This is a genomic window from Thioalkalivibrio paradoxus ARh 1, assembly GCF_000227685.2.
Lineage (GTDB): Bacteria > Pseudomonadota > Gammaproteobacteria > Ectothiorhodospirales > Ectothiorhodospiraceae > Thioalkalivibrio > Thioalkalivibrio paradoxus.
The window spans coordinates 2,970,046-2,991,418 of sequence record NZ_CP007029.1 but is presented as its reverse complement, the minus strand read 5'-3'; the positions used below and the strand labels follow the sequence as shown (position 1 = coordinate 2,991,418).

At 64.3% G+C, this 21,373-nt stretch carries 9 protein-coding genes, 1 pseudogene and 2 CRISPR repeat arrays; of the genes and pseudogenes, 6 read left to right on the top strand and 4 right to left on the bottom strand.

Going from position 1 to position 21,373, the window contains the following annotated elements; translation table 11 throughout:
• The first annotated feature begins 35 nt into the window (after positions 1-35).
• The 6 genes from cas1f to cas6f all read left to right on the top strand — a co-directional run bounded on the left by cas1f (position 36) and on the right by cas6f (position 8,349).
• Positions 36-1,013 (top strand): type I-F CRISPR-associated endonuclease Cas1f, encoded by a 978-nt coding sequence (gene cas1f, locus THITH_RS13355; protein ID WP_006748947.1) that lies wholly within the window; start codon positions 36-38, stop codon positions 1,011-1,013.
• A complete protein-coding gene (gene cas3f / locus THITH_RS13350; protein WP_006748946.1) occupies positions 1,010-4,366 on the top strand; it encodes a type I-F CRISPR-associated helicase Cas3f in 3,357 nt (1,118 codons plus the stop codon). The genes cas1f and cas3f overlap by 4 nt, the downstream gene beginning before the upstream one ends.
• Positions 4,367-4,464: 98 nt before the next feature.
• Complete coding sequence (gene csy1 / locus THITH_RS13345; RefSeq protein ID WP_006748945.1) at positions 4,465-5,748, top strand: type I-F CRISPR-associated protein Csy1; 1,284 nt, start codon at positions 4,465-4,467, stop codon at positions 5,746-5,748.
• Complete coding sequence (gene csy2 / locus THITH_RS13340) at positions 5,741-6,727, top strand: type I-F CRISPR-associated protein Csy2 (RefSeq protein ID WP_006748944.1); 987 nt, start codon at positions 5,741-5,743, stop codon at positions 6,725-6,727. The genes csy1 and csy2 overlap by 8 nt, the downstream gene beginning before the upstream one ends.
• A 17-nt stretch (positions 6,728-6,744) precedes the next feature.
• Positions 6,745-7,785, top strand: a complete 1,041-nt coding sequence (gene csy3, locus THITH_RS13335; RefSeq protein WP_006748943.1) for a type I-F CRISPR-associated protein Csy3 — start codon at positions 6,745-6,747, stop codon at positions 7,783-7,785.
• A gap of 3 nt (positions 7,786-7,788) precedes the next feature.
• Positions 7,789-8,349, top strand: coding sequence for a type I-F CRISPR-associated endoribonuclease Cas6/Csy4 (cas6f, locus tag THITH_RS13330; RefSeq protein WP_006748942.1), 561 nt, complete (start codon positions 7,789-7,791; stop codon positions 8,347-8,349).
• 132 nt (positions 8,350-8,481) lie between these two features.
• A CRISPR array of direct repeats spans positions 8,482-14,093; the repeat unit is 28 nt; unit sequence GTTCGCTGCCGCGCAGGCAGCTCAGAAA.
• A 46-nt stretch (positions 14,094-14,139) separates the two neighbouring features.
• On the opposite strand, the gene THITH_RS13325 is transcribed toward cas6f, so the two are convergent.
• The 4 genes and pseudogenes from THITH_RS13325 to THITH_RS13310 all read right to left on the bottom strand — a co-directional run bounded on the left by THITH_RS13325 (position 14,140) and on the right by THITH_RS13310 (position 21,301).
• Positions 14,140-15,710, bottom strand: a protein-coding gene (locus tag THITH_RS13325; protein ID WP_408645271.1) for an IS3 family transposase whose coding sequence is annotated in 2 segments (ribosomal slippage) — positions 14,140-15,248 and positions 15,248-15,710 — 1,572 coding nt in all. Because the reading frame shifts where the segments join, the coding sequence is not laid out codon by codon here.
• A 98-nt stretch (positions 15,711-15,808) separates the two neighbouring features.
• Positions 15,809-16,376: direct repeats of the CRISPR family, unit length 28 nt; unit sequence GTTCGCTGCCGCGCAGGCAGCTCAGAAA.
• Between the two features lie 35 nt (positions 16,377-16,411).
• A pseudogene (locus THITH_RS19765) lies at positions 16,412-16,618 on the bottom strand (helicase-related protein); the annotation flags it as partial.
• Between the two features lie 90 nt (positions 16,619-16,708).
• Positions 16,709-17,116 (bottom strand): type II toxin-antitoxin system MqsA family antitoxin, encoded by a 408-nt coding sequence (locus THITH_RS13315; protein WP_006748935.1) that lies wholly within the window; start codon positions 17,114-17,116, stop codon positions 16,709-16,711.
• Between the two features lie 72 nt (positions 17,117-17,188).
• Positions 17,189-21,301 carry a DEAD/DEAH box helicase gene (locus THITH_RS13310; RefSeq protein WP_006748934.1) on the bottom strand — a complete coding sequence of 1,371 codons (4,113 nt, stop codon included), beginning with the start codon at positions 21,299-21,301 and terminating at the stop codon, positions 17,189-17,191.
• Positions 21,302-21,373 lie beyond the last annotated feature (72 nt).

Sequence of the window (21,373 nt, the reverse complement as noted above, 5' to 3'; positions counted from 1 at the left end):
ATTGATGCTGGATCCGCAGTCGGTGGGCAAAGGATATGGAACCGATACAGCCGTCGTCATTGAAGACGATTCTTCACTCGAAAAGAGCGAATCTGTACTACCTTGAGCACTGTCGGGTACTGGTGAAGGGTGGTCGCGTCGAATACGTGACCGAGCAAGGGAAAGAGTCCTTCTACTGGAACATCCCGATCGCCAACACCACGACCGTGCTATTGGGCACTGGAACGTCGATCACGCAAGCCGCGGTGCGCGAACTCGCCAAGGCCGGCGTGATGCTCGGGTTCTGCGGCGGTGGTGGCACGCCGTTGTTCAGCGCGACCGAGCTTACCGTTGAAGTCGCGTGGCTGTCCCCGCAAAGCGAGTATCGGCCAACCGAGTATCTGCGGTCCTGGGTTGGGTTCTGGTTCGACGATACCCTCCGGCTGCAAGCGGCGAAGGCCTTTCAGCAAGCCCGTCTACAGCGAATCGCGCAACACTGGAACAACAACCGGGACCTCAGGGAGGAGGACTTTGTGGTGCCTGCCGACGAACTTGCCAGCGCGCTCGATGCCTCGCGCCGCGCGGTTGAGGCAGCGAGGGATAACACCGATCTCCTGACCGAGGAGGCGCGTCTCACCAAGAAGCTGTTCAGGCTCGCTTGTCTGGCAACCGGCTACGGTGATTTTTCCCGCGCGAAACATGGCGGTGGAACCGACCCGGCCAATCGGTTTCTTGATCACGGCAACTATCTGGCCTACGGCCTCGGGGCGACGGCAACCTGGGTGCTGGGCATCCCCCACGGGTTATCGGTACTGCATGGCAAGACCCGGCGCGGGGGTCTGGTTTTCGACGTCGCTGATCTCGTCAAGGATGCGGTGATTCTGCCCCAGGCCTTCGTGTCGGCGGTGCGGGGCGATGAGGAACAGGAATTCCGACAGGCCTGCATTGAACAACTCACCCGCACCGAAGCCCTCGACTTCATGATCGACACTGTGAAGGCCACCGCGCTGGCGATGACGAGCAGCAGGCAGTGAACGTTCTCCTCGTTTCTCAGTGCAACAAGAACGCACTCAAGGAGACGCGCCGCATACTGGACCAGTTCGCCGAGCGGCGCGGAGAACGCACCTGGCAGACCTCGATTACCCAGGCCGGTCTGGACATGCTCCGAAAGCTGCTGCGCCAGTCCGCGCGGCGCAACACGGCGGTGGCCTGTCACTGGATACGCGGTCGTGATCGCAGCGAGTTGCTCTGGATTGTCGGCAATGCCAGCCGATTCAACTTGCGTGGTGCGGTACCCACGAATACCACCGCACGCGATGTGCTGCGTCGCGGCGACGAAAACGACTGGCATACCGGCGAGGATATCCGGCTGCTGAGCAGCCTGGCCGCTCTGCTGCACGATCTCGGCAAGGCGTGCGTTGCGTTCCAGCGGCGCCTGATCGCGGAAGGGAAGCTCGGCCGGAACCAATACCGCCACGAATGGATCAGTCTGCGCCTGTTCCAGGCCTTTGTTGGCAACGACGATGATCGTGGCTGGCTGGAACGGCTGAAGGATCTTCCCGCCGATGACGATCAGGCATGGACCGCTGCACTCCTGAAGGATGGCCTGGTCGAAGGGCTCGAATCACCATTCCGGACACTACCGCCACTCGCGGCCGCAGTGGGTTGGCTGGTCCTGACTCATCACCGGCTACCATTGCTGCCCGGCGATAAAGGTCGCCCCACAGGAAGCATCACCGGCTTTCGGGCCGAGCGGCTCACGGGGTTGCCCGAGATCATTACGCCGAATTGGAATGAATGCCCCAGCGAAACCGCACCCAAAGAGCTGCAGCCGTATTGGCGGTTCGATCACCCTCTGCCCGTAGTCACTGCCAAGTGGCGCGCTCGCGCCCGCAACCTGGCGGAGCGGCTCCTGGGGCGACTGCCCAGCATGCCGGCTGCCTGGCTCGACAATCCATACGTGATGCACCTGGCGCGCATGAGCCTGATGCTGGCCGACCACCACTATTCCAGCCTCACCTACCCCAAGGATCGAGTGAAGGGCGAACCCGGATACGGTTTGTATGCCAACACGAACCGAGCGACCCGACAACTGAACCAACCCCTCGATGAACATCTGATCGGCGTCGAGGCCATCGCGCGTGCCATTACCCGTTCCCTGCCGGGGATTGAGCGACATCTCCCGCGCCTCGCCCGTCACAAGGGATTCCGCAAGCGTACGGCGGACCCGCGCTTCCAGTGGCAGAACAGCGTTTTCGATCTCGCCGCGTCGCTGCGCGAACGCACGACCGCCCAGGGGTTTTTCGGGGTGAACATGGCTTCGACCGGAAGAGGGAAGACCCTCGCCAACGGTCGCATCCTGTATGCCCTGGCCAATCCGGAACAGGGCACCCGCTTTTCCATCGCGCTGGGTCTGCGAACGCTGACCTTGCAGACCGGGCAGGCTTTCCGGGAGTTGATGCACCTCGGGGACGACGAACTCGCCATCCGGGTCGGCGGTACCGCCAACCGCATCCTCTTCGAGCACTTCGAGGAACAGGCGGAGCGCCACGGCTCGGCGTCAGCACAGGACCTCATGGACGAGGACGGACACGTCTTCTACGAAGGTGACTTCGGCAACCATCCGGTTCTGAAGCACCTGCGGCACGACCCGGCGATACGCTCACTGATCGCCGCCCCGATCCTCGCTTGCACCGTCGATCACCTGACTCCGGCCACCGAGAGCGTGCGCGGTGGGCGGCAGATCGCACCCATGCTGCGCTTGATGAGCAGTGATCTGGTACTGGACGAGATCGACGACTTTCCTCTGGAGGATTTGCCAGCACTCACCCGCCTGGTGCACTGGGCGGGCATGCTCGGTTCACGGGTTCTGTTGTCCTCGGCAACGCTGGCGCCGGCGCTGGTGGAAGGCTTGTTTCTGGCCTACCGGGAAGGCCGCGCCGAATTCCAGCGCAACCGTGGCGAGCCGGGCCAGCCGGTCAACATCGTCTGCGCGTGGTTCGATGAATACGGAAAGCTGGCGCAAGACTGCGCGGACGGCCCCGAGCTTGCGGCAGCACACGGGCGGTTTGTGCAAGGCCGCCAGAAACACCTGGCGACGGAGCAGCCTCGGCGCAGTGCCGAACTGGCTCCGCTACCCATCTCCCGCACTGGGTCGCAGGAAGAAATCCGGCAGGAATACGCCCGGCAGCTACGCGGCCATGCACTGGAACTGCACCGACGGCATTGCAGCGTGGACCCCGCAAGCGGGAAACGGGTCAGTTTCGGCCTGATCCGCATGGCCAATATCGAGCCGCTGATTGCCGTCGCGCAAACCCTGTTTCGGGACGGCGCCCCGGAGGGACATCGCTTTCACCTTTGCGTGTATCACTCCCGTTTCCCGCTGCTGATGCGCTCGGAGATCGAACGGAACCTGGACCGAATCCTCAACCGGAAGCATCCCGAGGCGGTATTCGAACTGCCCGTTGTCCGCCATCGTATCGATGCCGCGCCGGAGCCGGACCAGTTGTTCATCGTGATCGGCTCCCCCGTGACCGAGGTCGGGCGCGACCACGACTACGACTGGGCGGTCGTCGAACCTTCGTCGATGCGCTCGATCATCCAGCTTGCCGGTCGCGTCCGGCGGCACCGCGAACCGACCGACAAGGGTCCCAACCTCGTCCTGCCGAACTTCAACCTGAAAGCGCTTGAACGGCGTGGCCAGCCCGCATACTGCCGCCCCGGATTCGAGAGTGAGGAATGGATGCTCCGCAGCCATGATCTTGGCGAACTTCTCCGCCCGGAGGAATACGCCACTATCGATTCGCGGCCCCGGATCATCGAACCGCAGCCCCTCGAGCCGGCGAAACGTCTGGTGGATCTGGAACACGCCCGCCTGCGCGATACCTTGTTGCCCCGAGAGTCTGCCCAGAAAACCCTTTCTCCGCGCGAACTCCGGGCCATGAAATCGCCACCGACTCCGCGCCTGAACGCGGCCTCGTGGTATCAGCTTCCGCGCGCGACGCTAAGCGGCACCTTGCAGAAAGTGCAGCGATTTCGCGATCAAACCGGCCAGAACGAAGTCGATCTCGTCCTGATGCCGGACGAAGCGGAAGAAGAGTGGGTGCTGCAGAAAATCCACCGGGAACCCGGTAGCCGGGGCCAATCGGTCTACATCGACGTCGAGAAAAGCCTCATGCAGCGCCATAACCTCGAGGCCGTAATCGGGCCTCGTGCAGGCGCATGGATTACCCGCCCGTACATGGATGCGCTGGCCGATCTCGCCGAGCAATTGGACATGCCGCTGGAGCACTGTGCCCGCCGCTTCGGCACCGTGTCGGTGCCGGAGCGCGATAACGGCTGGAGCTACCACGACGCGCTGGGGTTTGCGTCACGCGGATCGGGGTAAAGAAATCGCCAATTGACCACCTCGGGCCTCGCACCGAACGCCCGTCTTTCGCCAGAACATTACAATTCACAGACTGACCGTCGAAGGAGTAATCAGACATGTCGGATGCAGAGGTCACTGCCCTTCGAACGCTGATCGATACGTTCCTGGAGGAGCGTCTTCAGCCCAAACTAAAAGATATTAGACCCGAAGACCCTAAGTACCTGGCGTTGCAGCAGCAATACCAACGCAAGAATTGGCTATCGAAAGCTGCTCAACGCGTGAACTCGTTGCAGCTCGCAACGCATATCATAAAAGCCACCCATCCCGCCATTAAGGGAGCCACAAGTCTCTATTGCCTACCCACGAGTCTGAAAGACCAGCCCGAGGTCGGCAGTCACGTCCTGTCCGCTGGTTTTCCTAAGGACGTTACGGTAGCGGATGCCGCTCATCTTGATGTCTACACCCTCCTGAAACTGGAGCATGATGACAGAACACTGCTGAGTCGCGTGCTGGCTGATGATGACGCATTGGCTGCTGCGTTCAGCGACGATCACGAGCAGGGCCTGGAGTGGATGCACGCCTTTGCCACTGTCGCGCAGCCACGCGGCAGCGAGGCCAGTCACACCCGGGCAAAACAGGTGTACTGGCTTGCGGGTGGGGACCCGACTGTAGACACGGACTTTCACCTGCTCGCACCGCTGTACGCGACTTCACTCGCCCATGTGGTGTACCAAACCATTAATGACCACCGGTTTTCGGAGGAAGCAAAGGCGGCACGCAAGGCGCGGCGTGAAGGGGAATACAGTGAAACGGGTTTTCACGAGTACCCGAATCTCGCTGTCCAGAAGCTGGGCGGAACCAAGCCTCAGAACGTTTCACAGCTCAACCTCGAACGGCACGGCACCAATTACCTGCTCGCGTCGCTGCCGCCCAACTGGGCCAACCGTGACCTCAGGCCACCGCTATTCGTTGGCTCCGTGTTTTCCCGGTCTTCCTTCGGACGCCGGCCAGGTGTTCGGCAGGCGGTCCACGCGCTCAAGCGCTTTCTTGCGACGAACCCGCTGCCAAACGTCACGACACGGCAGCGACGCGACAAATATCTCCATGAGCTGGTGGATGAACTCCTCCTGTATGCGGCCGAGCTGCACACCCTGGAACCGGGATGGAGCGCCGCTCCGGATTGCCGGCTGGACAGGTTTGAAGCCTTGTGGCTCGACCCACGCCGAGCCGATATCGACCCGGACTTCGCCAGCGAACGCGAGAACGAGGAATGGGTGGATGAAGTCAGCCACGGTTTCGGTAACTGGCTGAACGGAAGGTTAGAGCACCAACTGCCCGTTGGTGACCCGGAATACCTTCACTGGAAGGACTCTCTGCGCGAGGTGCTCCTGCATGCTTGAAGAGCCAAATTACCTACTCGAAATCCCGCGATTGCGGGTGCAGAACGCTAATGCGATCTCCAGTCCGCTGACCTGGGGCTTTCCCGCGATGACAGCCTTCGTGGGACTGATGCACACCTTGGAACGGAAACTGGCTGACCGTGATGTCGCGATCCTCTTCGACTCGGTGGGTGTTATTTGCCACCGTCACGAGCCGCAAATCTCCACAGCGACATTTCCGCGTACGTTCCGGCTGACTCGCAATCCAATATTTCAGAGCAAGCGTGATGTCCAGTCGAATCGACCAGCGGCCATCGTCGAAGAGGGTCGGACTCACCTGGAAATCACCCTCGTATTCAGCGTGCGCGGGGATGCCTGTCAGAGTCCCGAAAATGAGCAAGTGACGCGTCAGATCGAGGAACTCGTCCACACCCTGCGCATTGCGGGCGGCACGGTACAGCCCACCCGCAACCCGCGCCGTCGCATCACGCGAATCATCCCGGTGACCGAGGATGCGGAGGCGCGTCCGAAAGAATACCGGAAACTGCTTCGGCAATGGCTTCCCGGATTCGCGCTGGTTGCTCGCGACGACCTGCTGCAAAGCCACTGGAAAATGTTGCGTGAAAAGAACGGCGACTCCACGTTGCTGGATGCCTGGCTGGATCTGTCCCGGCTCAATATGGAATGCCATCTGGAAGAGTCAGCAGGTACCGGAAAAGAACCTACGGTTCATTGGGAACCACGCCGCCCGGCGGGCTGGCTCGTGCCGATTCCCGTGGGTTATGGCGCACTTGGGCCGCTGCATGATCCGGGTACCGTCGCTGCTGCCCGGGATGCCGAAACCCCGTTCCGGTTCGTCGAAAGCCTTTATTCGATCGGCCAGTGGATTGGCCCGCATCGGCTGACAAGCCCTAAACAACTTCTGTGGTACCCGGAGAGCGATCCGGACAATGGCCGGTATCGTCTTCGCAATGACTACGAACCCAACGTTTACGCCTGACCAGGGAGGAACCCGACATGGCCAAGAACACCGAACTCCACACTGCTTCCGTCCTTGCCTTCGAACGCAAGCTCGACCCCTCCGACGGATTGCTCTATTCCGGACAGTGGTCCGACAGGGACAATCCCGACCAATGGATCGCCATTCCGGTACGGGAAAAATCCGTGCGCGGCACCATCTCCAACCGGCTCAAGGCCAACAAGCAGGACCCCGCCAAGCTGGACGCGGCGATTCAGAACCCCAACCTGCAGACAGTCGATGTCGCAATGCTGCCCAACGATCGGGACACCTTGATGGCGCGGTTCACGCTGAAGGTGTTGGGTGGAACGGGTAAACCGTCGGCCTGTAACAGCGCACCGTACCAGGCGAAGCTTGAAAGCGTGGTCAGCGGCTACGTGGATAGACATGGTTTCACCACGTTGGCGCGCCGATATGCGCAGAACATCGCCAATGCCCGATTCCTGTGGCGCAATCGCATGGGCGCCGAGGCTGTCGAGGTTCGCGTCGAACGCAAGGAAAACGGCGCAACGACGCAAACCTGGGCCTTCAACGCATTGGATATTCCGCTGCGAGAATTCACGGCACAAGGAGATGCGGAAACGGATCTTCAGGGACTCGCGGAGGTCATCCGCCAGGGGCTGGCGGGCGAAAGCTTCGTGTTGCTGGAAGTCACGGCGTTCGCGCGCATGGGTGCCGGCCAGGAGGTGTTCCCCTCGCAGGAGTTGATTCTTGATCGTGGGCAGGGCAACAAGAGCAAGACCCTCTACACTGTCGACCAGATCGCAGGGATCCATTCCCAGAAGCTTGGCAACGCCATCCGCACCATCGACACCTGGTACCCGGCGGCTACCGAACGCGGAACGGGACCGATTGCTGTCGAGCCTTATGGTTCGGTGACCACCCAAGGCACGGCATTCCGCCAGCCCAAGGAAAAGGCGGATTTCTACTCGCTGCTCGACAACTGGATTCTCAAGGACCAGGAACCCGCGGAAGAGCAGCAGCATTTCGTGCTCGCAACTATCGTTCGCGGCGGTGTGTTTGGCGAAAAGGCGGACTGAATCATGGACCACTATCTGGACTTCACCGTGCTTCCAGACCCCGAGTTCAGAGAAACCACCTTGCTCGGAGCGCTGGTCAGCAAGCTTCATCGTCGGCTGGTAGTCCTGGAAGCTGACGATATCGGTATCAGCCTCCCGGATTTTGAGAAAGCTCCGCCTCTTGGGAACCGATTGCGAGTCCATGGAACCCAAGAGCGCATCGAAACACTGATGCAGGAGGAATGGCTGGGCGGTATGCGGGGCCAACTGGAAATCGCCCCTCTTCGCGCGATCCCGGCCGAAGTCTCGCACAGAGGCGTCCGCCGCCGGCAATACAAGACCAACGTCGAACGGCTTCGACGACGGCGCATGCGCCGACACGGAGAAACCCACGAAGAGGCCCGTGAGCGTATCCCGGACACCGTTGCTCGCAAGGTGAAGACCCCGTTCCTCACCGTGTACAGCAGCAGCTCCGGCCAGCGCTTCAGCCTTTTCATCGAGCACGAACCAGTCCAGGCTCGCCCCGTGGTGGGCGCGTTCAACAGCTACGGGATCAGCCGGGACGCCACCATTCCGTGGTTTTGACCCTTTTTTCCAAGTGGCTCAGCGGGCGCTTGAAAAATCAACACGTTATAATCCTATGGGCCCAATTGGGTGAAACGTGCAGTGAGCCGATTTATTCTTTAACAATCAGGAATATAGAGAAGTAGAGCGCTAGTTCGCTGCCGCGCAGGCAGCTCAGAAAATGGCCTGGAACAGCTCGGATTGCACGAGGCTGTTCGCTGCCGCGCAGGCAGCTCAGAAATGCTGGGCGAGTGCGAGCGCCCTGCTCCAGCGGTTCGCTGCCGCGCAGGCAGCTCAGAAAATATGATTCGTGAAACTAGCAGATCATGCATTGTTCGCTGCCGCGCAGGCAGCTCAGAAACGCGGCGCATCCTGCACGAGCTCGAACCCCGCGTTCGCTGCCGCGCAGGCAGCTCAGAAACAACACCGGGCGCCGCGTCGTCGCGCTGAGTTGTTCGCTGCCGCGCAGGCAGCTCAGAAATGGTCGGGGAAGTGCTTGCGGATGAGTCGCACGTTCGCTGCCGCGCAGGCAGCTCAGAAAATCAGGCGGTCGGCCAGGATGCTGGGGACCGCGTTCGCTGCCGCGCAGGCAGCTCAGAAATGTCGCTCGCCCAGGCCCAGGCCGGCGCCACCGTTCGCTGCCGCGCAGGCAGCTCAGAAAACGTACTCCGCCTGATGGCGGGCATATCCTTTATTCGCTGCCGCGCAGGCAGCTCAGAAATGCACGAGCTCGAACCCCGCTATCTGCGCGCCGTTCGCTGCCGCGCAGGCAGCTCAGAAAATGAGCTGCTTGAGCTCGCGGATGCGCCGGGCGTTCGCTGCCGCGCAGGCAGCTCAGAAATGGCGCACTACGTGGCGATACACACCGGGCCAGTTCGCTGCCGCGCAGGCAGCTCAGAAAGTTGGGGGTGGACACCACGCGCAGCTTCAGTCGTTCGCTGCCGCGCAGGCAGCTCAGAAATGCCGCGCTACCCAAGCTTGCCCTGGGAGTGGGTTCGCTGCCGCGCAGGCAGCTCAGAAATCGTGCCCGCCAAGCACACAACGCACGTCGTGGTTCGCTGCCGCGCAGGCAGCTCAGAAATCCAGGAGCGCCCTCGGTAGGGGTTAGGCCGGGTTCGCTGCCGCGCAGGCAGCTCAGAAATTGTACCGCCGAAACTCAAGAGCCAGATCGCCGTTCGCTGCCGCGCAGGCAGCTCAGAAAGAAGACGGGCCGCCAGCCGCAGTTCTGATCCGGTTCGCTGCCGCGCAGGCAGCTCAGAAAGCTGTCGCTGCTGGCCGGCGTCCACGCAAGCGGTTCGCTGCCGCGCAGGCAGCTCAGAAATGCAACCCGCTTCATCGTTGTGGCGCTGATATGTTCGCTGCCGCGCAGGCAGCTCAGAAATTCAGCGCCTTGAGTCGGCGGGATACCTCGGCGTTCGCTGCCGCGCAGGCAGCTCAGAAAACCACGGAGGACGGCTGCACTTGTGCGAACGGGTTCGCTGCCGCGCAGGCAGCTCAGAAATGGCCGGGCAAGCGAACTGCTCCCGAACAACGGTTCGCTGCCGCGCAGGCAGCTCAGAAATCAGTGAGGGACTGAGCTACGACGACGCATTCGTTCGCTGCCGCGCAGGCAGCTCAGAAATGACCGCCACGGCGCATCTGACGATGCTCGAGGTTCGCTGCCGCGCAGGCAGCTCAGAAATACGTCGTCGAGTCGCCCTGATCGGGGCAGAAGTTCGCTGCCGCGCAGGCAGCTCAGAAATCTCCGCCGAATTCGTCGAGAACTACACCGACGTTCGCTGCCGCGCAGGCAGCTCAGAAATCCGGGGCATCTGGTCCGAGCTCGAGCAATCCGTTCGCTGCCGCGCAGGCAGCTCAGAAACAGGACGGCGACAAGGCCCGCGTGATCATCCCGTTCGCTGCCGCGCAGGCAGCTCAGAAATTCGCGGAGGCCGTCGAGCAGGGCCTTTACCGGTTCGCTGCCGCGCAGGCAGCTCAGAAACACGCCTGGTTCCGCCTGCACCCCGAGCGGCGTTCGCTGCCGCGCAGGCAGCTCAGAAAATGCTGTTGTGGGGCGATCGCGTGCGCATCATGTTCGCTGCCGCGCAGGCAGCTCAGAAATCGGGCATATTGTCCTTGCGAGCGGAGGAACTGTTCGCTGCCGCGCAGGCAGCTCAGAAACTAAGTCAGGAGTACTGCATGCGCCGCACAAGGTTCGCTGCCGCGCAGGCAGCTCAGAAAATGTAGCGTCCGCCTGCTTTGCGTCCGGGTGTTGTTCGCTGCCGCGCAGGCAGCTCAGAAAACGAAGGGGCGCGGTGGGATCCCACGGCGCGAGTTCGCTGCCGCGCAGGCAGCTCAGAAATCATCGAGGAGTTGCTGCGCGGTGCGCTGCTGGTTCGCTGCCGCGCAGGCAGCTCAGAAAAGCTCGAAGCGCCCCAGCACCCCGGGTCCGTGGTTCGCTGCCGCGCAGGCAGCTCAGAAAATTTCCGATGCGCGATCCGAAACCCCTTCGATGTTCGCTGCCGCGCAGGCAGCTCAGAAATGGGCCTGAGCCGAGCCGTGAGCCTCGAGCACGTTCGCTGCCGCGCAGGCAGCTCAGAAACGCGTGCTGCGCCTCAAGGGCGACCGCTTCCAGGTTCGCTGCCGCGCAGGCAGCTCAGAAAAGCTCGTTCTGCCGGGCGGAGAACTCCGCCTCGTTCGCTGCCGCGCAGGCAGCTCAGAAAGTTGCCGGGTCCGGGCCCGGCGGAATCACCAGGTTCGCTGCCGCGCAGGCAGCTCAGAAAACCAGCCGAGAAACGTCGTGGCGGGGCTCGCTGTTCGCTGCCGCGCAGGCAGCTCAGAAATGGTGGCGCAGCGGCCGCTATGACCCGGTGACGTTCGCTGCCGCGCAGGCAGCTCAGAAATCCTGCCGAACCTGCAGCGCGTCGATGCGCGGGTTCGCTGCCGCGCAGGCAGCTCAGAAATCGCCCCGATGCACCACGGTCGCGCGCGTGGTGTTCGCTGCCGCGCAGGCAGCTCAGAAAACGAGAATGCAGTGTCCATCTCAGATGTTCGGGTTCGCTGCCGCGCAGGCAGCTCAGAAACCGGGCCGAGGCGGCCAGCGGCACGCCGACCCGTTCGCTGCCGCGCAGGCAGCTCAGAAATGGTGGCGCAGCGGCCGCTATGACCCGGTGACGTTCGCTGCCGCGCAGGCAGCTCAGAAAACCACCGTTTGCGCGCGCTGCATGGCCACCGTGTTCGCTGCCGCGCAGGCAGCTCAGAAATGGCTGTCGGTCAGGCAGATGCCGGGCATCAGGTTCGCTGCCGCGCAGGCGGCTCAGAAAATGCGTTACACGCAGACAAAAAATAATTTTCAGTTCGCTGCCGCGCAGGCAGCTCAGAAACGTGAGTAGACGTGTGCACCAGCACAGATCGGGTTCGCTGCCGCGCAGGCAGCTCAGAAATGGTGGATCTGCGCGGCGGCCCGGGCGGCGCTGTTCGCTGCCGCGCAGGCAGCTCAGAAAGAAGGCCGTAGCCGCCGGCCAACCGGAGCAACGTTCGCTGCCGCGCAGGCAGCTCAGAAATTGTAGGCGTCGCCCGTGATGTGTGCGTAAAAGTTCGCTGCCGCGCAGGCAGCTCAGAAATGCTCGACGTGCAGGAAGTCGAAGACCTCGAAGTTCGCTGCCGCGCAGGCAGCTCAGAAAATCGACCCCGAACCGCCGGAATGCATCGAGGAGTTCGCTGCCGCGCAGGCAGCTCAGAAAATGAGCGGGGGCCTCCTCTACGCCTACCAGATGTTCGCTGCCGCGCAGGCAGCTCAGAAAGCTCCAGGCGGATGATCGCAGCGCGGGAAACGGTTCGCTGCCGCGCAGGCAGCTCAGAAAATACGCCGATCCGCGCATGGCTTGAGTGTGATGTTCGCTGCCGCGCAGGCAGCTCAGAAAGCGTGCTGGGTCCGCGAGATTGCGGCCCTTCAGGTTCGCTGCCGCGCAGGCAGCTCAGAAATGCGCGCGGAACCAAGCAATCTTGTCCTTCTGGTTCGCTGCCGCGCAGGCAGCTCAGAAATGCGATGGGTCGGTGGGCTCCAGCCACTCATAGTTCGCTGCCGCGCAGGCAGCTCAGAAAGCAGGCGGTTCAGTTCGGCGGACAACTCCGCGGTTCGCTGCCGCGCAGGCAGCTCAGAAAACCCACCAGCACCGCCCAAAACCGCCGTATCCGTTCGCTGCCGCGCAGGCAGCTCAGAAATCGACGCGTTCCGTCTCCGCTTCCAGCAGGACGTTCGCTGCCGCGCAGGCAGCTCAGAAATCTGCTCAATTCGGCGCACCGCCTCGTCATACGTTCGCTGCCGCGCAGGCAGCTCAGAAACGAGGATGACTTCGCAACGCGCATGGGCAAGTGTTCGCTGCCGCGCAGGCAGCTCAGAAATGCTCGCGATCGGAGCGCGCAACGTGCTGGTGGTTCGCTGCCGCGCAGGCAGCTCAGAAATCGAGGTATTCGATGCGCATGCCCTCGGGGATGTTCGCTGCCGCGCAGGCAGCTCAGAAACTGCGGCACAAGGCCGATTTACCCCTGCATTACGTTCGCTGCCGCGCAGGCAGCTCAGAAATGCAGATGCTCGACCTGGACGGCGTCGTGCAGGTTCGCTGCCGCGCAGGCAGCTCAGAAATCCAGCGTTTGGACCTGGTCGACGATCTCCCGGTTCGCTGCCGCGCAGGCAGCTCAGAAACATGAGGCCGTAGAGCGGGTGTTCTCGAAAATGTTCGCTGCCGCGCAGGCAGCTCAGAAAATCACGCGCCGGCATTCGGCGGCGATCGCGTCGTTCGCTGCCGCGCAGGCAGCTCAGAAAATCGAGAGCAGGAGTTCGATTTTGCTGAAATCGTTCGCTGCCGCGCAGGCAGCTCAGAAACCTTCCTCGCTCGCCGGGGCGTCGGGCCCTTGGTTCGCTGCCGCGCAGGCAGCTCAGAAATCGATGAGCGCGTCGATGTTCGCCTCGAGAAAGTTCGCTGCCGCGCAGGCAGCTCAGAAAGCAGTGATCACAATATAGTTCGGAGTCTTCCCAGTTCGCTGCCGCGCAGGCAGCTCAGAAATCGGAGAGGTAGTCAAAAAGCGCGCGAAGCCCGTTCGCTGCCGCGCAGGCAGCTCAGAAATTTGCCGGCTTCGGCTTCCCTCATCCGCTCCCGTTCGCTGCCGCGCAGGCAGCTCAGAAATTATTCATCTCGCAACGGCGCGAAGAGAAAAAGTTCGCTGCCGCGCAGGCAGCTCAGAAATCGGCAAGCGCGTGCAGATGGCCGCCGAGCTCGTTCGCTGCCGCGCAGGCAGCTCAGAAAACACCCACGAACACGGGGCCGCCGGCGTACTGGTTCGCTGCCGCGCAGGCAGCTCAGAAAAGCCCGCCACCCCGCCGAACATTTCGGTTTCCGTTCGCTGCCGCGCAGGCAGCTCAGAAATCTAGCTCGTCTCGCCTGTACTCCCGAGGTTCGTTCGCTGCCGCGCAGGCAGCTCAGAAATCGTGCAGGTGCGCGCGGATCGCCGACACCGGGTTCGCTGCCGCGCAGGCAGCTCAGAAATACGCCCCGGGCGGGGATGATGTGGCACCGATGTTCGCTGCCGCGCAGGCAGCTCAGAAAAAACACCCTCTTCGCCGTTGGCGAACAGCGCCGTTCGCTGCCGCGCAGGCAGCTCAGAAATCGTTGTCCTCGCCGTTCGGCGTGATCGCGCCGTTCGCTGCCGCGCAGGCAGCTCAGAAAAAAACCTCGTCAATCAGATTCAGGTTCTACTAGTTCGCTGCCGCGCAGGCAGCTCAGAAATGCTTGTTGGCGCTTCCGGTGTTTGTCAACGTAGTTGTCCGCTTTTTCATGCCGCCTGAGCGACCATCAGGGCTGGCGTTTGGGCATGTTCCTTCGGTGGGTTGAGCCAGACGTGATCGATCGGTGTCCAGTTGCGCGTGTGCCGCGACCAGCGTGTCGGGTTGGCGCGTTGGGCGTCTTGGTACACCCGGTGCCGGTGCGCCAGGATCGCGATGTCCTCCCCGCGATGACGCTGGCCGGGGGTGACGAAGCGGATCTTGCTGTGGCGATGTTCCTCGTTGTACCAGTGGACGAAGCGCGCGACCCAAGCGCGGGCGTCGGCGAGGCTGGCAAACGGCTGAGGCGGAAAGGCCGGCGTGTATTTCAAGGTCCGGAACAGGCTTTCCGCGTAGGGGTTGTCGTCGCTCACCGAGGGGCGACTGAAGGACGGGACGACACCCAGGCGCTGCAAGGTGCTGAGCATGGTGGCACCCTTCATGGGGCTGCCATTATCCGAGTGCAGCACCAGGCCCGGGCGATGGACGCCCTCGGCGAGACAGGCGCGTTCGATCAGGCGACTGGCGTGTTCGGCGCTTTCCTCGGTGTGCACCTCCCAGCCGACGACCTTGCGGCTGAAGACGTCCTCGATCAGGTACAGGCGGTAGAACTGCCCCCGGATCGAAGAGGCCAGGAAGGTGATGTCCCACGCCCAGCAAACATTGGGCGCAGTCGCGCAGACCCCCTCCGGTTTGGGCACCTGCCGTGGGGCCGCCGCCCGGCCCCGGCGCTGTACCTGGTCATGGGCCCGCAGCACGCGGTAGAAGCTCGCCTCGGACGCGATGTACACGCCCTGGTCGGCCAGGCGCGGCACGATCTGGGTCGGTGGCAGGCTACGGTACTCCGGCGCGTTACAGACCGTCAGGATCGTCTCCTGCTCTTCGGCACTCAGGCGGTTGGCCGGCACCCGCGGGGTGCAGGTGCGCCGGTCCACCAGCCCGGTGTCGCTGCCGGCGAGGGCGCGCCAGCGGCGCAGCGTGCGCGGCGTCAGGCCGAGGACCGCACAGGCCGGGGTGAGCCGGGCACCGGCGGCGACCGCCTCGTCGATCAGGTCCAGCGCCAAGGCACGGGTCTCGGGCGTGATCATGCGTCCTCGTCGTCCCCCCAGATCGCCTGGGCTTTTTTTTTCAACACCAGCAAGGCGGCTGCCTCGGCCAGGGCTTTCTCTTTCCGGCGCAGCTCGCGCTCCAGGTCGCGCACGCGCTTCTTCTCCTGCTGCCAGGCGGCACGCTCGTCCCGGGTCAGCCGCTGGGGATCGGCGCTGCCGGCCATGGCCGCTTCCTTCCAGCGCTCGATCTGCTCGGGATACAGACCCTTGCACCGGCAGTACTCCGAGAGCGCCTGCTCATTCAGCGCGGCGGTTTCGATCACCACCGCGAGCTTGTCCCGGCCACTCCAGGATTCCGGGTTCGCCGGATCCGCCGGCACCGCATGCCCCCGGTCCTGGAACTCCCGGCGCCAGGCATACAGGGTGGGTTCCGACACCCCCGTCTCCCGGTGCACGTCGGCCACCGCCCGGGCATTGGGCGGCATCATCTTCTCGACCACCTTGGCTTTGAACTCTTCGCTGTACCGTGGCATTCCATCCGCTCTCTCCGCCCCCTCGAGGGTTAAGTTTACTGCGTCCAATCCAGCGGACTTCTATGCTGACAGAGGGGGCTTCCTTGCGCCCATAAGAAGTTCGCTGCCGCGCAGGCAGCTCAGAAATGGCTGGTGCCGCCGGTCCCGTTGTAGACGTAGTTCGCTGCCGCGCAGGCAGCTCAGAAACTGAAGCGAAGGGCCCGTGGGTCGCGCTCCCAGTTCGCTGCCGCGCAGGCAGCTCAGAAATCGCGGAGGTGCTCGAGACCGAGGAGCGCATCGTTCGCTGCCGCGCAGGCAGCTCAGAAAATCGGCGCCACCGGACCATTGCGCATCGCTTGGTTCGCTGCCGCGCAGGCAGCTCAGAAAGCTGAGAATGTCGATCTCAGCGTTCGTGTAAAGTTCGCTGCCGCGCAGGCAGCTCAGAAAACTTCATCGACGCCCTGGATGGCGTGATCGGCGTTCGCTGCCGCGCAGGCAGCTCAGAAAATTCGCCGGCGAAGGCGTTCGAGGACGGGTACGTTCGCTGCCGCGCAGGCAGCTCAGAAACCGCCCAACTCATGCGGCCTCGCGTACGGGAAGTTCGCTGCCGCGCAGGCAGCTCAGAAAACGAGGGAACCTTCCGTGTGACTGATCCGCACGTTCGCTGCCGCGCAGGCAGCTCAGAAAATGTACCGGACAACATCCGGCTTCGGGGTATCGTTCGCGCTGGCGTCGCCGCCTTCGAGCAGGGTGTCGGCGAGGTCGCGCTTGCGGGCGTGCAGTTCGATGATGCGTTCCTCGATGCTGCCGCGCATCACCAGGCGGTAGACGGTGACCGGGCGTTGCTGGCCGATGCGGTGGGCGCGGTCGGAGGCCTGGTCTTCGACCGCGGGGTTCCACCAGGGGTCGAGGTGGATCACGTAGTCGGCGAAGGGGTTGAGCCGAAATAATGCCAAGAATAACTCGTGAACGGTTTGGTGGAGAAAGGAAAGACCTGCCGCCCCGATCGGAACACGGCGTTACACCCGCTTCACTTCGTCCAGCAGTTCCGGATGACGGTCCAGCAGCCGCAGAAACTTCACCACGGCTCGGGGCGGATCCACTTCCCCCCGCTCGTACCGGCTGAAAGCGTTCACGCCACCGCCGAAGACCTCGGCGGCTGCTTTCTGGGTCAGCTTCAGCCGGGTGCGGATTCGGCGGACTTCCTGGGCTCGCTGCCTCCGGCGCTCGATCACCAGGTCATCCATCGCTGCGGCATACCGGGACGCGCTGTCACTGTCGGCAAACTCGACTTCCCCACACTGATCGCAGAAACAGCCGCGCACGTCGCTCACCTCCCGGGTGAGTCCGTCCAAGCTGGCTGTCACGGTGCGCGTGTCGAGGGCCAACTGCCCCGTTTCGCAATGCATGCAGGTTCGTGTGGTCATCGCTACAGCCTTTTGAACGAAATCACGATGGCGCCGTCCAAATGCCCGAATTCCCACCCCACGTACGTGTGCTCAGCCCCGTTCCTCGCGCAGCAGCGCTAGCAGCGCTTCGGTGTCGAGGCGGGCGCTGGCGTCGCCGCCTTCGAGCAGGGTGTCGGCGAGGTCGCGCTTGCGGGCGTGCAGGTCGATGATGCGTTCCTCGATGCTGCCGCGCATCACCAGGCGGTAGACGGTCACCGGGCGTTGCTGGCCGATGCGGTGGGCGCGGTCGGAGGCCTGGTCTTCGACCGCGGGGTTCCACCAGGGGTCGAGGTGGATCACGTAGTCGGCGGCGGTCAGGTTCAGGCCGGTGCCGCCGGCCTTCAGGCTGATCAGGAACAGGTCGCCGGCGCCACCCTGGAATGCCGCGACGCGCTCGGCCCGGGCGCTGGCGGGGGTGGAGCCATCCAGGTATTGGTAGGGGATGCCGCGTTGGTCCAGCGCCGCGCGCACCAGGTTCAGGTGATCGACGAACTGGCTGAACACCAGCGCACGGTGGCGGCCGTCGCGCAGTTCCTCGACCACTTCCAGGAACAGCGCCAGCTTGCCGCAGGGAATGCCGATGCCGGGGCTGACCAGTTCCGGGTGGCAGGCGGCGCGGCGCAGCCGGGTGATCGCGGCGAGCACTTCGAAACGGTCCTGCTGTGCCGGGGTGATCTCGGTGCCGAGTCCTTCGAGGATCTGGCGGCGGAAGGCTTCGTAGAATGCGGTTTCCCGAGGGCTGGGGTCCACCTGTAGCTGGATCTCGGTGCGCGGCGGCAATTCTTCCAGCACCGCGCTTTTCAGCCGGCGCAGGATGAACGGGCGGACCAGCCGGCGCAGCCGGTCGCGCGCTTCGTGGTTCTGGTCGCGTTCGATCGGCAGCGCGTAGCGCTGGTTGAAGGCCTCACGCGAGCCGAGCAGCCCCGGGTTCAGGAACCGGAACAGGCTCCAGAGTTCCCCCAGATGGTTCTCCACCGGGGTGCCGGTGGTCGCGATCCGGAACGCGGCCGGCAGTCCGAATGCGGCGCGGGCGCGCTGGGTCGCCGGGTTCTTGATCGCCTGGGCTTCGTCCAGCACCAGGCAGTTCCAGTCCTCGCGCGCGCTCAGCAACTCGATTTCCTGCTGCATCAGGCCGTAGCTCACGATCAGCAGGTCGAACGCGCCCAGTGCCTGGATCTGCGCCTGCCGGTCGCCGTTGCCGAACACGATCGGGTTCAGCGTCGGCGCGAAGCGCCGGGCTTCGCTCAGCCAGTTGCCGCAGACCGAGGTCGGCGCGATCACCACGCTGGGCCCCAGCGGCGCGCGGGCGACCAGCGCGGCCAGTACCTGAACGGTCTTGCCCAGGCCCATGTCGTCGGCGAGGCAGGCGCCCACGCCCCAGGCGGCCAGCCGCATCAGCCAGCGGTAGCCGTCGACCTGGTAGTCGCGCAGTTCCGCCTCTAGGGTCGCGGGAATGGCGGCCGGGCTTGCGTCGGCGTTGCGCAGGCGCTGCAGGCGTTCGTGCCAGGCGGCGTCGGCCTGGAACTGGCCGAAGTCTGTTGCGATCTCTTCCAGCACCGGCGCGTTGAGCGGGTGGTAGCGCGGCTTGCGGGCGCCGCTGTCGGCGATGTCGCGCAGATCCTGCAGGCGCTTGCGGAAGTTCTCGGTCAGCGCCAGGAAACGGCCGTCGCCCAGCGGCAGGAAGCGGCTGCCGCCGCCGGTGTCGAGCAGGGCCAGCAGGCGCTGCAGGTCGAGCACGAGGTGCTCGTTGACCTGCAGTTCGCCGCTGGCCTCGAACCAGTCGCCGCGGTGGTTCAGCGACAGGCTGAACCCGGAACCGTCGGCCCGGGCGCTGAGGTTCAGGTTCTGGCCGCGCGGCCATTCCACGGTCACCTGCTCGTCAAGCGCCTGCAGCTGTTCCAGCAGTTCGAGACAGTCCTGCGGTTCCGGCAGGCCCCAGACGAAGGGATCGATCTCCCAGCCTTCGAGCGCCGGGCAGGCCTCGACCACGGCGCGGGCCTGCTTCCGTTCCTGGGTCAGGTTGCGGCGCACCCGGCGGCGCGTGCCGTCGCTCCCTGCCGCGGTGAGTTCCGCGCCGCCGTGGCCGGGGGTGAAGCCGCTGCCGCCTGAACCCAGGGGGCGTACCCGGAGCTCCGCGGTCAGTCCGTCGCCACTGGGGATCAGCGCGAGGTAGGGCGTGGTGTCGCCGTCCACGCGCGGCAGATCCTCGTCGCCGCCGATATCGGAGTGAATGTCGATGCGCGGCGCGATGCGCGCGATCGCCTCGCGTACCCGTTCTTCGGCCTCCACCGGTATGTTCAGGCCGCCGTCGAGCAGTTCGCCGATCTGCCGATGCGTGTCGTCGAAGCGCACGACCTGCCAGCGGTTGCGCGTTTCTTCCACGATCCGCAGCGTGCCGCCTTTCGGCAGCGGCGGCTGCAGCGCCATGCGCAGCCGGCCCTTGCTGCGCCGCACGCGCAGCGCCGGGACGGCCGCGACCAGTTCCACTGCCGTGGACGGTTCGTCCGAGCGAAACAGCCGCGGATGGCCGATCAGCGCCAGCGCGGCACGGGTCGGGTCGAATTCCAGCCGGGATCCGCCGTAGCCCCAGGCGGGATACTGCTCGACGATGGCGGCGCAGACGCGCCGGTCGTCGTCGTCCAGCGCGTCCAGCTGGTCCGTGTGCAACGCCGACAACGCGATATTGCGGCCCAGCGTCCAGCCGTCGCGCCGTGTGCGCCGCTGCAGCTTGGGCTGGATCAGGAGCTGGCCCTGGTAGGGCCGGAGCCACCAGACGACGCGCTCGTCGCGGGTCGTCTGCGAGTCGGCATCCTTCGGGGCGCCGCCCAGCGCCGTCAGGGCATCGAGCGTGGCTTCCCAGGGCTCGATCCGCGTGACGAGATCCACCAGTGCCACGCCTTCGGTCAGGGGGTCCGGCGCGTCTCCGCGCTGGCGGTTCAGCAGCGCCTGGATCTGTGCGGCGAGCCAGTGCATCCCGGCGGCCTGTGCCCGGTGCGCCAGACTCTCGGCCTCGGGGAGGTACGGGGTCAGCTTTTCCGGGTCCATCCAGAACAATACCAGCAGCGGCAGTAGATGGAGGGGCCCAGGCTGCGTCGAGACGAGGATGTCGTCGGCAGGCGCGGCCTTCTGCCCGCGCCGTACGGCAATCAGCGGCGGCCAGATCTGATACACGTCGACGAGCGTATTGTCCCGGTCCTTGATGGCCCGGGTGGCCAGGTCGGCAGCCGTCTCCAGGTCGTTCGCGGCCAGCAGCGGGATCAGCGAGAAGGTACCGGCCAGGTCGTGGAAGTACAGGTTGCGCTTGCGCGAGCCCTTGCGCAGCGTCGCCAGCGCCCGCGCATATCCTTCCCGTGCCGCGTCGATGTCCCCGCGCACCAGATCCGCCCAGGCCCGCAGTGTCAGCGTCGACGGGTATTCGTTGTCGCCTAGGAGGGCCAGCGCCGTGTCGGTGTCACCGGCCAGCAATGCAAACTCGGCCCGTCGCTGCCGCGCGTGCAGGGCCCATTCGTCGTTGATCCAGCGGGTCTGGGCCAGGTCTTCCTGCAGCGTGTCGATCGGCTCCATCCGGATCAGGGCACTCGCGGTCAGCGTCAGCAGTATGGTTTGGTGCCGCGCGGGCGACAGCCGCTGGAGCCAGGGCGCACGATGGCCCCGGCTGTCCACCTGCAGCAGGGGGTGGCGGACGGTCGACTCCATATGGCTGGCGAGTGCCTGGGTCAGCAACTCCTGAACGAGGTCGTCGTTGCCCAGGATCAACGCGATGCGCAGATCCCGGATCAGTTCGTCGTACTGCCGGTAGATGGGCTGGCCGTACCAGTCGTAAGACACGCTCGCGCTGGATCTTACCGCGGCGGCCAGCGCCGGTAGCCGGTCGTGTTCCATGGCCTGGTCCAGCAGCGCCTCGACCTGGTCGCGGGGGCATTGCAGGCCCTTGCCGGTGCCCTCCAGTTTGCCTTCCTGCAGCAGCTGCAGGATCAGCGGCTTGATCTCCGGGTAATGGGCCGCCCGGCCGCCTGGGGTGCGGACGCCCAGCGTGCGCAGGGTATCGGCCAGCCGCATGCGGCCGACCGGCGAGTAGTGCACGGCCGCCGCCTGGAGGATGATCCGTTCGAGTTCGCGCAGGCCCGGGGCGTCGGTGTCGTTGCCGAAAAGCGAGTTCTCCAAGGGGTGCGTCCGAATGCGGTGATCGTGGATGGGGATCGTAGCGAATCCGGATTGCGAACGTCAGGTGCGCCG